We start from the raw sequence: 13,016 nt of genomic DNA, 5'->3' as shown, positions 1-13,016 counted from the left end.
ATGTCTGTCATACTAAGAGGACAATCGTTCGTTTATGGGGGGATCACGGTGCAAATCGACGTTTATTCCGATATGGTATGTCCATGGTGCCGAATCGGCAAAAAGAATATGAGTGACGCCATCGCGGCGTGGGAGAACGCGACAGGCGAGAGCGTAACGGTCAGATACCATGCGTTCCAGCTGGATCCGACGCTTCCTCCCGAAGGATTGCCGTTCAACAGCGCGATGGAGAAAAAGTTCGGCGGAGCCGATAAGCTGCGTCCGATGCTTCAGCGCGTAACCGACGCGGGAGCGGCGGTCGGCGTAACGTTCAAGTTCGATGAAGTCTCCCGCATGCCGAATACGGTGCTTGCGCACAGAGTCACGTCGCTGCTGGAGGAAGAAGGCCAAGCGCACTGGGTCGACGCCGTCATGAAAGCCTACTTCGAAGACGGCAGAGACATCGCGCAGTTGGACGTATTGCTCGCGATCGCCCGCGAAGAGCTTGGCGTCGACACGGAAGAGCTGAAGCGGCTCTTGGACGCCGGAGAAGGCAGCGAGTCCGTCAAGGACGACCAACAGAACGCGCAGAACATCGGCATTAGCGGCGTGCCGTTCTTCATCTTGGATGGCAAATACGCACTGTCAGGCGCGTACCCGGCTAAGCAGTTCCTCGAGGCGTTCCAGAAGATCAAGCAGGGATAAGACCGCGCCGGTTTCGGCTGGATAGCGGAACTGAGTTCCGTTATTCCAGATGCACACCCCGATTTCGCCCGAATAGCGCAACTGAGTTCCGTAATTTCGCACTTTTACCGGGAAAAACCTATACACACACAGAAATAGCGGAACCCAGTTCCGCTATTTCTTTTGGAATATGCGATTCGTTCGGAATAACGGAAAACGGTTCCTTTATTTTCCCGATTAACTTCGCTCACCCTGCCTCCGCCAACCGCACGTCGACCGTCACTTGCAGCGTTTGATCCCCGGTTCCGCGATAGATCCCCTTTACCGGCACGATGTCATTGTAATCCCGGCCGTGGCCGAGCTTCACGTAGCGCCGGTCGATCAGATTGTTGTTCGTGGGATCGATCCCCTGCCAGCCGACTCCGGGCACGTAAACTTCGACCCAGGCGTGCGACGCCTGCTCGAAGTCCGCGTTCCGCCCCTGAAGATCGCCGACGAAGTGATACCCGCTCACGTAACGGGCCGGCACGCCTCTGAGCCTGCATACCGCGATGAGCAGATGGGCGAAATCCTGGCATACGCCCGACCCGATGCCGATGAGCTCGTCGGCCGTCGTATGAACGCCGGTCGATAACGGCTTGTATTCGAAATCGCCGAATATCGCGCCGGCGGCGTTCCGCACGAATCCGAATACGCCGGACTCTTCACCCCGAATGCGCGCCGCGTATTCCTGAACGTTCGGATGGAACGTCGAGAACGCGGTCGGCAACAGATATTCCGCGTTCCGATCGACGAAGTCCTCGCTGCGCACCCGTTGCCACGATTCCTCCGGCCCCCAAGCCGTTTTCCAGACGACGTCGCGATCCCGCGTCACGACCGTCGAATAAGAAGTGATAACGAGCTCGCGATGCGGATGGTTCGCCGTGAACGTGTGCACGCGATTGCCGAAAAAGTCCTCGTACGATAAAAGCTGCACGTTCGGCTCGATCGCCAATCGATGCTGATAGCACGCTTGGCGCTCGTCGGTCCGCGGTGTGAGCCTGATCTCGTTGACGCTGTCGGTCACCGGTGCCGCGTAACGATACTTGGTGACGTGGCAAATTTCCAGCTTCATGCGATAACCTCCCGTCCCGGAGACATGAAATACTTGGCTACCGATTCTCCGAGCTGCCTGCTCGTCGCCATCAATTGATGCAGGATGACCCCGAGCGTCGCCAGGTTAATCTCGTTGCGGTCCAGCCAACCTAGCTCGGACCGGGCCTTGCCCGCCATGCGGATGACGCGCTCGAGCCCGGAGCCGGATTGATCCGCGTGCGCGCGCATCGACTTCAGATGCTGCTCGAAGGAGCTGATCGAGAAATGCACGGAACGCGGGAACGTCTCTTGCAGCAGAAGGAAGCGGGCTACCCCTTCCATGCAGAATTCCTCCATATCCAGCTTGCGGAACGCCTCGTAACCCCCGGCCGATTTCAGTACGGCCAACGTAAAAGCATACGAGGAGTTGTTCGATTCGGGCAATTTCTCCGAAACGGATTGAAGCAGCCGCAGCACGTTCTCCGAGCGTTCCAAGTATCTGCCGCTTTCCATCATGTGCCACGACTCGTCTCGCAGCGTGATCGATACCGCCGTCCCCTGGAACGCGGCGAGCCCTTCTTTCACCCGTTGAAAAAAACGATGCGGCGACGATTGGACGATTTCATCGACATGAACTCCCTTAAGCCACAAGTAAAAGCCGTTCATGAGGTTCCATAGCTCCGCAGGCAGCTGCTCGCGAATCTTCCTCATGTTGTCGCGCGCTTGGCCGATGCAAGTCAGCAGCGAATTTGTCTGCGTCGGATCGAGCGTCAGGAAATGCAACACGTCTCTTTCGACGTACGCGTCATACCGTTCTTCATAGCTGGCGCTGTCCCCGAGCGTGCTCGCGATGCGTTGCCAGACCGTCTCGTCGACGCCGGGACTATCTTCCCGAAGGTGATAATAGACGTCCAATAACCGCGCATGATTTTCCGCCCGTTCCGAATACCTGCCGATCCAAAAAAGCGACTCCGCGATTCGATCCAGCATTGGGTGGCGCCCCCTTCCTAAACTTCGTCATTCCGCAATGATCCATGTATCCTTGCAGCCGCCGCCCTGCGAGGAGTTAACGACAAGCGAGCCTTCCGTCATGGCCACTCTCGTTAACCCGCCTGGCAGCACGTGAACCTGGTTGCCGTCTTGCAGCGCGAACACGCGCAAGTCGATGTGGCGGTGAACCATTCGACCTTCCAAGCTAATCGGCGCCGTGGATAGCTGAATCGTGGGCTGGGCAATGTAATTGTCGGGGTTGGCGCGGATTTTGGCGGCGAATTGCGCTCGCTCCGATTCCGTGGAAGCCGGACCGATGAGCATCCCATAGCCTCCGGATAGGGAGGTTTCCTTTACGACCATCGTTTCCAGCCGCTCGAGCACATGCTCCCGTTCGTCCTGACGGCTCATCAGGTACGTCGGAACGTTGCTTAGAATCGGGCGTTCGTTCAAGTAATACCGGATCATCTCCGGCACGAACGTATAGATCGCTTTATCGTCGGCGACTCCCGTACCGGGCGCGTTGGCGATGGCGATGTTGCCGAACCGGTATGCGTTCATCAGTCCGGCGACGCCAAGCAGCGAATCCGGCCGGAACGCCAGCGGGTCGAGGTATTCGTCGTCGATGCGGCGGTAAATCACGTCAACCTTCTTGTAACCGGATAGATTGCGAATATATATTTTGTTGTCCCGGCATACGAGGTCCCGCCCTTCCACTAGCTCGAGACCTAATTGCTGGGCGAGGAACGCGTGCTCGAAATACGCCGAATTAAAGCTGCCGGGCGTCAATAAAGCAATGACCGGTTCGTTCTTATCCGTTAGCGCGAGATGGCGAAGGGAAGCGCGAAAAGCGTGAAGCGTCTGCTCGATGCCGCGAACGGCGTAGGAGAAGTAGAGTTCGGGGAAATCGTGCTGCATGATCGATCGGCTCTTGAACACGTAAGAGAAGCCGGAAGGGGAACGCAAATTATCTTCGAGGACGAAGTAGTCGCCTTGCTCGTTACGAATCAGGTCAATCCCGGCGGCCGTAACGTATGTATGGCCGGGAACGGGCAACCGCATCATCTCCATGCGAAAATAACGATTGGCCATGACCATCCGGCGCGGCACGATCCCATCCTTCAGGATGCATTGCTCATGATAGATATCGGCCAGAAAAGCGTTCAGCGCGCGGACCCGTTGACGGGTTCCTTGCTCGATGACGTCCCACTCGCACGAAGGAATGATACGGGGGATGAGGTCGAACGGAATCGTGCGCTCCAGCGCGTCTTTATCGCCGCCGGATAGCGTGAACGTAATTCCTTCTTCCAGCAATCTGCCGTTCATTTGATTCTGGCGCGCCATCCGCTCCTCGGCCGACATGCGGGCGAGCGTCTGATGGACTTTGGCATAATGCCCGCGCACCCGGGCCCCGTCGTACATTTCATTGTAAAAGCGGGAGGAAGGCGATGTTCGATAAGCTTCGTTCGTCATCCCCATGCAAGAACGACTCCCTCCAAGTTTGGGTTTTACAGTAATGATAAGACGGTCGTATATTCATGTCAATGTTTATCACACGACTATGCCATAGATTGATCTAAATGTAACGCATAAGTAACATAACAAGGTTTTTCCTGCCTTTCAGGCCCGATTTTCGGCATGACGACTCGCTTTGATAGGGCACGCATGATACAATAGGATCAATGCACGACGAGCAACGCATGAAGAAAGGGTGGCCGTCACCCATGGTTTATTTATATGAAGACAGGTTATTTCATTATGTAACAATAATAAGGAACGACAGGCTCTCAACCCAGGGGTTGAGAGCCTGATTTATTTTTTGCGCGGGGCAAACTTTATTTGAAGGGGCAATTTTTGTGGCGGAGAGGCATCATTCGGGACTACTGGCGATATGGATAAGCCTGATCAGCAACATCGTGCTAACGATCATGAAAGTCGCCGCGGGTCTTCTGCTCGGAAGCCCCGTTCTGCTCGCGGACGGCGTACACAACGCGGGAGACATCATCGCGACCGTTGCGGCGCTCACCTCGTCCATGGTATCCAAGAAGCCGGCCGACGAAGACCACCCCTATGGTCACGGCAAAGCCGAGGTCGTCGCGTCCGCGTTCGTCTCCATCGTTCTTATCATTGCCGCGCTATGGATCGCGTTGCAGTCGATCGCCGCGCTGTTCGATCCGGAAGGCGGAGAGAGCTGGCTGGCACTCGGCGCCGCGGCCTTGTCCTTGGTATGGAAACAAGGGCTGTACATCTATACGCTGCGCGTCGGCAAAGCGACGAACAGCAAGAGCGTGCTCGCGACCGCGTACGACCATCTAGCCGACGTATATGCTTCGCTCGCCGCCGTGATCGGCATCGGCATCGGCTTGCTGGGCGAGCATTATGGCTGGTCGTGGGGCGTCTATGGAGATCCGGTCGCGGGTATCATCGTCTCCGCGCTCGTGCTGAAGCTCGGTTGGGAGATCGGACACGAAGCCGTCAACATTCTGATGGAGCGCAACGTCTCGCAGGAGAAGCTCGCGAAGTACGAAGCGCTCATTATCGGAATCGAACCGATCAAGCGCATCGACCGCGTCCGCGCCCGCGAGCACGGACACTACATTACCGTCGACGTTCGCGTAGGCGTTCCCGGCGACTTCACGATACAGCACGGGCACGACATTAGCCGTATGATTAAGCAACGGATTATGGAGGCGGACTCCGACGTCATCGAGGTTATGGTGCATTTGAATCCTTGGTACGCGAAATAGGAACAAATGTTTGCGTTTTTTCCTTTTTCCCGCTATTGTATACTTAGATTACGACACGGGACGACATCAATCACGAACACGGGGTGATCGGATGGAACCGCAATTGATCGAGGCATTGAGAGAAGTCATGCAAAGCGAGCTGAAGAAGGGACTCTCGCCCGTACACACGAAGCTGGATCGGCTAGATGCGCGAGTCGGCAAGCTAGACGAGCGCGTCAGCAAGCTAGATGCGCGAGTCGGCAAGCTGGACGAGCGCGTCAGCAAGCTAGATGCGCGAGTCGGCAAGCTGGACGAGCGCGTCAGCAAGCTAGATGCGCGAGTCGGTAAGCTAGAAGGCATAACCGCCAATTTGGACGGAAAAGTCGGCAATCTGGAAGTCAACATGGAAACCGTAATCAGGCAGCTATCCGCGATGCAGAACCAATTGGATCGAATCGAACATACCCAGAACGATGACGTCGTAGCGATTCTGCATCAAGTGAATCAGAAGACAGCGGATCGGTTCGAACGCACGGACAATCAAATGCGAGTTTTGAATGACCGTCTCTTTACCGTCGAAACCGATATTCGCAAACTCCAGCAATCCTGATCCGAGGAGGAATGTCCATGCCTATCCGCGTCGACGGACCCGTCGATCAATCCGAGCTCTGGAATCAAGTCTTAGCGATCATAAGCGATCAATTGTCCAAGCCCGCTTTCGATACATGGTTCTCGCAGACCTCGGCGTTCGGGAATGAACATCGGCTCACGATCGTGTCCGAAGAGACTTTGAAGAGCGAGTGGCTGGAAGTCAGGTACAGTAAACTGATTCGAGAAGCCATTCATAAACTCACAGGGAATCCGAGCTTCGAGTTCCGTTTCGAGACGAAGCAATAACACGAAACCCCTTACGACGATCGTCGTAAGGGGTTCTTTGTTGTCGGCTTAACCTAAGCCACTTTATTATAGGTCATAATCCAGATCGATCCCGCCACGATTGTCAGCACGATCGCGATGCCGAGAAGGAGCACCATCAGATTGTAGCGAGGCTTCTTCTCTTCCTTCAGGTGCATGAAGTAGAACAACTGCACGACGAACTGCAGCACGGCCGAGCCGAGTAGCAGCACCTTCGCGGGCGTCCCTTCCATCAAGTCGTTCAGTACGACGACGAGCGGAATCGCGGTCAGCACGAGCGACAGCAGAAAGCCGATCACGTAGGATTTCAGCGAACCGTGCGATTCATGCTCGTCATGTTGGCGCGCCATCTCACATCACCTCCATCAGGTACACGATTGTGAACACGAAAATCCAGACGACGTCGAGAAAATGCCAATACAAGCTGACGATTCCGACTTTGCGGCGGGTAACCGGCGTAATGCCGCGCTTGCGAAGCTGCAGCATGATCGAGATCATCCACACGAGTCCGAGCGATACGTGCAAACCGTGCGTGCCGACGAGCGTGAAGAACGCCGACCAGAAGGCGCTGGTTGAGATCGCCGCGCCCTCGTCGACCAATTTAACGAACTCCGTCACTTCAAGCCCGATGAACGCCGCTCCGAGCAATGCCGTGACGGCGAGCCAGCCGATAAGCCCTTTGCGATCGCCGCGATTCATCGACAGAACGGCAAGACCGCTCGTGAAGCTGCTCGTAAGCAAGATGAACGTCTCGGCGATCACGCCGCCCATCTCGAACAATTCGGAAGGCGTCGGCCCGCCCGCGGTACTGCCATGAAGCACCGCGAACGTGGCGAACAGCGTTCCGAACAGGATGCAGTCGGTAATTAGAAATATCCAGAAGCCCATCATCCGAAGCGCTTCGGGATCGTGATGCCCGTCGTCGTGGCCGTGGCCATGCGCCGCGGACGACGTATGGTTAGCGTGCGCCATTTAGACAGCCCCCTTTGCCGCTGCAGCCTCGGTACGTTTGATCTCGTCGACCGGGATGTAGTAGTCGGTATTGTAATTAAACGAATGCACCATCATGCTAGCCGCGACGCCTACAAGTCCGGCAATCGCCATCCATGTCCAATGTTCGACGAAACCGAAGCCCGCCACGAACCAGAACGCCGACATAACGAACGGAACGCCCGAGTTGCGCGGCATGTGGATCGGCTCGAGAGGCGGCGGAGGCGGAGGCAGAATACCCTTCTCGCGGCGTTGCTTCTCTTCCCAGAACGGATCGCGCTCGCTGACGCGAGGCAAGGTCGCGAAGTTGTACAAGGGCGCCGGAGAAGGAATCGTCCATTCGAGCGTACGCCCGTTCCATGGATCCGCGGGCGCTTTCTTGAAGAACTTGATGCTGTGGAGAATTTGCCACACCTGGAACAGGAAACCGATCCCCATCAGGAAGCCGCCGATCGTCGACGTCAGGTTGAGCTCCCACCAGCCGCGGTCCCAGCCGTAGGTGTTCATCCGGCGCGTCATGCCCATAAGTCCGAGCACGTATTGCGGCATGAAGCAGACGTAGAAGCCGATGTTCCAGAACCAGAACGCCCACTTGCCGATCCCTTCGTGAAGCGTGAAGCCGAACACCTTCGGCCACCAGTAATACAGGCCGGCGAAGAAACCGAACGCGACGCCGCCGATCAGCACCTGGTGGAAGTGAGCGATCAGGAAGTAGCTGTTATGGAACTGGAAGTCCGCCGGCGCGACCGACAGGAGCACCCCTGTCATCCCGCCGACGACGAAGCACGGAATGAAGGCGATCGTCCACATCATCGGCGTCGGGAACGACAAGCGTCCGCGATACATCGTGAACAGCCAGTTGAATACTTTGACCCCGGTCGGGATCGCGATCAACATCGTCGTCACCGCGAAGAACGCATTGACGTTGGCGCCCGAGCCCATCGTGAAGAAGTGGTGAGCCCACGTGAAGAACGAGAAGAAACTGATGCTCATCAGCGCGAACACCATCGATTTATAACCGAACAACCGTTTTTTCGAGAACGTAGCCACGATTTCGGAGAAAATCCCGAATGCCGGCAAGACGACGATGTACACTTCCGGGTGACCCCACATCCAGATGAGGTTGATGTACATCATCGGGTTGCCGCCTCCGTCGAGCGTGAAGAAGTGCGCGCCCAGGTAACGGTCGATGAAGAGCAGCGCCAACGTTACCGTCAGAATCGGGAACGCAAGAATGATCGTCAGACAGCTCGACAGCGTCGACCAGGTGAACATCGGCATTTTCATGAGACGCATGCCCGGCGCGCGCATTTTCAGAATCGTGACGATGAAGTTGATCCCGGTCATCAAGCTGCCGATACCGGAAATCTGAATGCCCCAGATGTAGAAGTCTTGACCCGGTCCGGGGCTGAACATCGTCTCCGAGAGCGGCGGATACGACAGCCAGCCCGCGTCCGGCGAACCGCCGATGACGAACGACATATTGAACAGCATCGCTCCCATGAAGAACAGCCAAAAGCTGACCGAGTTCAGGAACGGATAAGCGACGTCGCGCGCCCCGATCTGGAGCGGCACGACCAAGTTGAACAAACCGAACATCAGCGGCATGGCCATGAACAAGATCATAATGACGCCGTGCGTCGTGAAAATCGCGTTATAGTGTTCCGGTTCGAGGAAATCCAATTCCGGCATCGCCAGCTGCGTGCGCATGAGCAGGGCGTCGACGCCTCCGCGGAACAGCATGAGTAGAGAAGCGATGACGTACATGATGCCGATTCTCTTATGGTCGACGGTCGTCAGCCATTCGCGCCAAAGCCACTTCCACTTCTTGAAGTACGTAAGGGCCGAGACGATGGCGACGACCGTAAGCACGATCGCGACGTCCGCGCCGTAGATGAGCGGATCGCCGGTGACGAAAAATTCGGATGCGAAATCTTTAATATTGTCCCACATATCGTTTCCCCCTTCCTGTCTTAATGTTGATGCGCGGAAACCTGCGTCGGCTCGACAGCGGATTCGACCCCATCCATGTCCATTCCTTCATGCCCCGAATGCCCCGAATGCTCCGGATGCTCCGGATGCTCCGAGCCTTCGGATGATTCGCTTGGCCGCGAATGCCCTTCGTGCGACGTGCCGTATTTTGTCACGATCCGATCGAACAGCCCGTCCGGAATATCCGAGAACTCCATCGTACCCATGACGACGCCCGGCTTAGCCAGTTGCTCGTAACCTTCGTCCGTCAACTTAGGCGTAGCCCGCTTAACGTCTTTCACCCATGCGTCGAATTCCTCCGTCGTGGTCGCTTTCGCCGTAAACTGCATCTTGGCGAAGTCTTTGCCGCTGAAATTCGCGCCCATGCCCATATATTCACCCGGCTCATCGGCGATCAGGTGAAGCTTCATCGCCATACCGGACATCGTATAGATCTGCCCGCCGAGCTGCGGAATCCAGAACGAGTTCATCGGCGCGTCCGACGTCAGCTCGAAGCGTACGGGAACGTTGGCCGGGAACTGTACGTAGTTAACGGTCGCGATCTTCTGGTCGGGATATTGGAAGAGCCATTTCCAGTCGAGCGAGGTCACTTGAATGACGATCGGCTCCTTGTCGCTCGCGAGCGGCTTCGAAGGTTCAAGGATGTGCGTGTAACGAACCGTGACGATACCCAGGATCGCGACGATGACAATCGGAATGCCCCACCATATCATCTCGAGCTTGGAGTTGTGCTCCCATTCGGGACGGTATTTGGCTTTGCTATTCGATTTCTGGCGATAACGCCAGACGATAACGAACGTCATGATAAGAACGGGAACGATGACGATCAAACAAAGCAGGGTAGATATAACTATTAGATCGAGTTGTTGCTTGCCGACTTCCCCCTTGGGGTTCAGCACGACTATCTTATCGCTGCAGCCCGCCGTTAGCGCCGCCATCGCGACGAGCGATAGTACCGCGGCTATTCGCCGCAACTTTGCCGCCATGTGTATCTCTCCCATCCATCGCTTATGTACACACCATAGCAGAAACGAAAATCGACTTCCTCACAGTTAACAATTGCGTCAATTATCCGCCTTATTTCCGCAATAAAATGTTCACGCCTTTGTCATATTGTGATTTTTATCACAACTTTTCCGATCAACATATGCGCCAGCGAAAAAAACAAAGGGCCGCCCGAAGGTCGATTCGACCTTACGGGCAGCCCTACTGGAATGTTCGATCGTCCGTTACTGCGCCTGCTCCGTCGCAAGCGTCTGAACCGGCCCGGCGTCTTCGTGGTTACGCTGCATAAGCGGAGCGATCACGCCGAACAGCATAATTTGGGCGCCGCCGATCAGAAATCCGATTCCTACCATTAGTCCGAGATTGCGATCGTTGAATTGCGCGAGATTGAGCAGGCAGCATACGACCCCCGCCACGATGACGACCATCGCTACCCACTTGAGCATCCGTGACATGGCGCGATTGTTCATGATGTTCATTCCCCTTTCCGTGCAAGCGCTTTAGTTGTGACTATTTTATCACAGAATTGTGACGAATTAAAGTCGTTTTCGTCCGTACTAATTTCAGATCAGTACCTTGCATTAATCAGTACTGTGTGTTAATTTATAGACATCGACAAATCTGCCGCGCTTAAGCAACCCGGAATGGAGGTACAACGTGGACATTAACACGCAATTCAAGAAAGGCGTTCTAGAGCTGTGCGTGCTCGCGCTCATCAACAAGCACGACCGTTACGGCTACGAGCTCGCGGAGGCGGTATCCAAGCATATCGAAGTGGCCGAGGGCGCGCTCTATCCGCTCTTGCGCCGATTAGTGAACGAAGGTCGCTGCACCACCTACTTGCAAGAATCGAGCGGCGGCCCTCCGCGGAAGTATTACAAGCTGACGCCGGACGGACTGGAATACGCCAAAGAAATGATCGCCGCTTGGAACGCATTCGTAGCCAGCGTAACCGAGCTCATTAATGAAGGAGAATTCCCGGTTCAGTAACGAACGGCAATCCCCTCCTCAGGTCCAGGTCGGTTATGCACCGCAGATGGATTCGGCATCGTCTCCGCTGGGTTACAATGGAACCATCGGAAGCCGACGCCAAGCACCACCACTATTACTTTAAGTAAAGGGAGAGTCCCATGAACAAACAGGAATATCTCTCGGCGCTCCGCGCTTATCTGGCTCCGATGCCCGCGCAAGAACGCGAAGAGCTGCTGCAGGATTACGAATCGCATTTCGTCTTCGGCATGGATAACGGAAGATCCGAAGCGGAAACCGCAAGAATGCTCGGCGAACCGCTCGTCGTCGCCAAAGAAATTCTCGGTCCCGGCTTCCAATTGCTGCCGTCGCAGCCTCCGAAGAAGGATATCGCTCGGTTGATCGGCGTGACGATCGCCCTTATCTTCCTTAACATGGTCGCGCTGCCGCTTCTCGTCTCGCTATGGGCGGTCTTCGTATCGATCTGCGCGGTCGCCACGTTCGGCTGCTTGTCTCTCGTCGTATTACTGGTCGAACAATTGCTTTACGGCGATGCCACGACGGCTAAGCTGTTCGTCGCGATCGGATCCACCGGCGTCGGCTTGTTGGCCGCTTACGCCATTCGGTTCTACTTGACCGAGTGGATCGTCAAACTAACTCTCTGGTACGCCAGATGGACGGCAAGAACATGGGTAGGGAGGACATAATTCATGGTTAGAAAATTGTGGGTCGTATCCGGTATCGCGCTCGTGCTTATCGGGGTGGCAGGCGTCGCTTCTTATAACTGGCGGACCGGCGGGGATTTAACGCCCGTCGAGAAAGCTTGGACATTCGATAAGCAAGCGCTCCAGCGGCTGGAGATCAAAAGCGACTATAACGTTGAGATTACTTTCGTGAGAAGCACGGATGGCACGAACTCGATCCGCCTCGTAGGAGAAGGCACGGAGAAGATGGCATCGGATACGCTTGCCACCGAAATCGCGGACGGAGCGCTTGAACTCGACCTGAGACAAAAGCCGGAACGATGGTTCCACTTCTTCGACTTCAATTCCTTCCGGGCCAAGGAGGAGCTTACGATCGCGCTCGCCGACGGAGCACAATGGGACGCATTGGACCTTAAGCTTGATTCGGGCAACGCTACGATTACGGACGCCGCGATTGCCGCTCCTCGAAGAACGAACATCGACATCGACTCCGGCAACGTGACCATCGAACGCTTCAAAGGAGATGAGCTTAATATCGACATCGATTCCGGCAACGTGACCGCCGACGGAGTGGAAGCGAAATTAACCGTCGACGCGGATTCCGGGAACATGCGCTTGAACGATGTCGCCGGGGCTGCCGATCTATCGGTCGATTCCGGCAACATCAGGCTCTATAAGCTCACGAATGCGGAGACGAACATCGAAGCGGACAGCGGCAACATCTACGTCCAAGTGCCTCCGGACTTCGCCGGCTTCTATGACGCGCAAGCCGATTCGGGCCGCGTCAAACACCCGGAGTCGAAACGCCTGACGACCGACTACGTGAAAGCGCGGGCGGACAGCGGCAACATTACGATCGAGCAGCAATAAATCAGTTTAGAGATGCACCCCCTTCGCTCAGGGGGTGCGTTTTTGTTAGTATACTTGACTAACTCCTGCCCTATTCCACGACACATACGACTTTATGTCATTTTATATTCCATATATT

The 13,016-nt window shown here is 55.8% G+C and carries 15 protein-coding genes; 7 read left to right on the top strand and 8 right to left on the bottom strand.

The features are described 5' to 3' along the window. Positions 1-48 precede the first annotated feature (48 nt). Entirely contained in the window at positions 49-684 is a 636-nt protein-coding gene (locus COHPA_RS0115625) for a DsbA family oxidoreductase (RefSeq protein ID WP_027087098.1), read from the top strand. Between the two features lie 226 nt (positions 685-910). On the opposite strand, the gene COHPA_RS0115620 is transcribed toward COHPA_RS0115625, so the two are convergent. Genes COHPA_RS0115620 through COHPA_RS0115610 form a run of 3 tightly spaced genes read right to left on the bottom strand, consistent with a single transcriptional unit; the run spans position 911 to position 4,206 of the window. Then, entirely contained in the window at positions 911-1,777 is an 867-nt protein-coding gene (locus COHPA_RS0115620) for a transglutaminase family protein (protein ID WP_027087097.1), read from the bottom strand. Continuing rightward, positions 1,774-2,727: an alpha-E domain-containing protein gene (locus COHPA_RS0115615; RefSeq protein ID WP_027087096.1), complete on the bottom strand. Its 954-nt coding sequence runs from the start codon at positions 2,725-2,727 to the stop codon at positions 1,774-1,776. Before COHPA_RS0115615 ends, COHPA_RS0115620 begins: the two co-directional genes overlap by 4 nt. 27 nt (positions 2,728-2,754) lie before the next feature. After that, a complete protein-coding gene (locus COHPA_RS0115610) occupies positions 2,755-4,206 on the bottom strand; it encodes a circularly permuted type 2 ATP-grasp protein (RefSeq protein ID WP_027087095.1) in 1,452 nt (483 codons plus the stop codon). A gap of 377 nt (positions 4,207-4,583) precedes the next feature. On the opposite strand from COHPA_RS0115610, the gene COHPA_RS0115605 reads away from it, so the two are divergent. The 3 genes from COHPA_RS0115605 (at position 4,584) to COHPA_RS0115595 (ending at position 6,350) form a co-directional block, all read left to right on the top strand. Next, on the top strand, positions 4,584-5,474 hold the full coding sequence (locus COHPA_RS0115605) for a cation diffusion facilitator family transporter (RefSeq protein WP_027087094.1): 891 nt from the start codon (positions 4,584-4,586) through the stop codon (positions 5,472-5,474). Positions 5,475-5,565: 91 nt separating this feature from the next. Then, positions 5,566-6,063, top strand: a complete 498-nt coding sequence (locus COHPA_RS0115600) for a hypothetical protein (protein WP_027087093.1) — start codon at positions 5,566-5,568, stop codon at positions 6,061-6,063. 17 nt (positions 6,064-6,080) lie between these two features. Further along, positions 6,081-6,350, top strand: coding sequence for a DnaA N-terminal domain-containing protein (locus tag COHPA_RS0115595; protein WP_027087092.1), 270 nt, complete (start codon positions 6,081-6,083; stop codon positions 6,348-6,350). A 53-nt stretch (positions 6,351-6,403) separates the two neighbouring features. On the opposite strand, the gene cyoD is transcribed toward COHPA_RS0115595, so the two are convergent. The 5 genes from cyoD to COHPA_RS0115570 form a co-directional block, all read right to left on the bottom strand. Then, positions 6,404-6,718 carry a cytochrome o ubiquinol oxidase subunit IV gene (gene cyoD / locus COHPA_RS0115590; protein WP_027087091.1) on the bottom strand — a complete coding sequence of 105 codons (315 nt, stop codon included), beginning with the start codon at positions 6,716-6,718 and terminating at the stop codon, positions 6,404-6,406. 1 nt (position 6,719) lies between these two features. Continuing rightward, positions 6,720-7,340: a cytochrome o ubiquinol oxidase subunit III gene (gene cyoC / locus COHPA_RS0115585; protein ID WP_027087090.1), complete on the bottom strand. Its 621-nt coding sequence runs from the start codon at positions 7,338-7,340 to the stop codon at positions 6,720-6,722. Beyond that, on the bottom strand, positions 7,341-9,311 hold the full coding sequence (locus COHPA_RS0115580; protein WP_027087089.1) for a cbb3-type cytochrome c oxidase subunit I: 1,971 nt from the start codon (positions 9,309-9,311) through the stop codon (positions 7,341-7,343). 20 nt (positions 9,312-9,331) lie between these two features. Beyond that, on the bottom strand, positions 9,332-10,336 hold the full coding sequence (cyoA, locus tag COHPA_RS0115575; protein ID WP_027087088.1) for a ubiquinol oxidase subunit II: 1,005 nt from the start codon (positions 10,334-10,336) through the stop codon (positions 9,332-9,334). 243 nt (positions 10,337-10,579) lie between these two features. Continuing rightward, complete coding sequence (locus COHPA_RS0115570) at positions 10,580-10,825, bottom strand: hypothetical protein (RefSeq protein ID WP_027087087.1); 246 nt, start codon at positions 10,823-10,825, stop codon at positions 10,580-10,582. A 187-nt stretch (positions 10,826-11,012) separates the two neighbouring features. Between COHPA_RS0115570 and COHPA_RS0115565 the strand changes: the two genes are divergently transcribed. From COHPA_RS0115565 to COHPA_RS0115555, 3 genes are all read left to right on the top strand, one after another. Continuing rightward, positions 11,013-11,345, top strand: coding sequence for a PadR family transcriptional regulator (locus COHPA_RS0115565; protein ID WP_027087086.1), 333 nt, complete (start codon positions 11,013-11,015; stop codon positions 11,343-11,345). Between the two features lie 140 nt (positions 11,346-11,485). After that, positions 11,486-12,031 (top strand): DUF1700 domain-containing protein, encoded by a 546-nt coding sequence (locus COHPA_RS0115560; RefSeq protein WP_027087085.1) that lies wholly within the window; start codon positions 11,486-11,488, stop codon positions 12,029-12,031. Positions 12,032-12,034: 3 nt separating this feature from the next. Beyond that, positions 12,035-12,898, top strand: a complete 864-nt coding sequence (locus tag COHPA_RS0115555) for a DUF4097 family beta strand repeat-containing protein (RefSeq protein WP_027087084.1) — start codon at positions 12,035-12,037, stop codon at positions 12,896-12,898. The last annotated feature ends 118 nt before the right edge of the window (positions 12,899-13,016 follow it).

The sequence above is a fragment of the Cohnella panacarvi Gsoil 349 genome, from assembly GCF_000515335.1.
Taxonomy (GTDB): domain Bacteria; phylum Bacillota; class Bacilli; order Paenibacillales; family Paenibacillaceae; genus Cohnella; species Cohnella panacarvi.
This window is presented reverse-complemented; position numbering and strand designations above follow the sequence as displayed.

What these genes read in the sequence shown, in the direction of transcription:
- COHPA_RS0115620 (WP_027087097.1), bottom strand. Translation starts at nt 1,777, where the DNA reads ATGAAGCTGGAAATTTGCCACGTCACCAAGTATCGTTACGCGGCACCG.
- COHPA_RS0115615 (WP_027087096.1), bottom strand. Translation starts at nt 2,727, where the DNA reads ATGCTGGATCGAATCGCGGAGTCGCTTTTTTGGATCGGCAGGTATTCG.
- COHPA_RS0115610 (WP_027087095.1), bottom strand. Translation starts at nt 4,206, where the DNA reads ATGGGGATGACGAACGAAGCTTATCGAACATCGCCTTCCTCCCGCTTT.
- COHPA_RS0115600 (WP_027087093.1), top strand. Translation starts at nt 5,566, where the DNA reads ATGGAACCGCAATTGATCGAGGCATTGAGAGAAGTCATGCAAAGCGAG.
- COHPA_RS0115595 (WP_027087092.1), top strand. Translation starts at nt 6,081, where the DNA reads ATGCCTATCCGCGTCGACGGACCCGTCGATCAATCCGAGCTCTGGAAT.
- cyoD (WP_027087091.1), bottom strand. Translation starts at nt 6,718, where the DNA reads ATGGCGCGCCAACATGACGAGCATGAATCGCACGGTTCGCTGAAATCC.
- cyoC (WP_027087090.1), bottom strand. Translation starts at nt 7,340, where the DNA reads ATGGCGCACGCTAACCATACGTCGTCCGCGGCGCATGGCCACGGCCAC.
- COHPA_RS0115580 (WP_027087089.1), bottom strand. Translation starts at nt 9,311, where the DNA reads ATGTGGGACAATATTAAAGATTTCGCATCCGAATTTTTCGTCACCGGC.
- cyoA (WP_027087088.1), bottom strand. Translation starts at nt 10,336, where the DNA reads ATGGCGGCAAAGTTGCGGCGAATAGCCGCGGTACTATCGCTCGTCGCG.
- COHPA_RS0115570 (WP_027087087.1), bottom strand. Translation starts at nt 10,825, where the DNA reads ATGAACAATCGCGCCATGTCACGGATGCTCAAGTGGGTAGCGATGGTC.
- COHPA_RS0115560 (WP_027087085.1), top strand. Translation starts at nt 11,486, where the DNA reads ATGAACAAACAGGAATATCTCTCGGCGCTCCGCGCTTATCTGGCTCCG.
- COHPA_RS0115555 (WP_027087084.1), top strand. Translation starts at nt 12,035, where the DNA reads ATGGTTAGAAAATTGTGGGTCGTATCCGGTATCGCGCTCGTGCTTATC.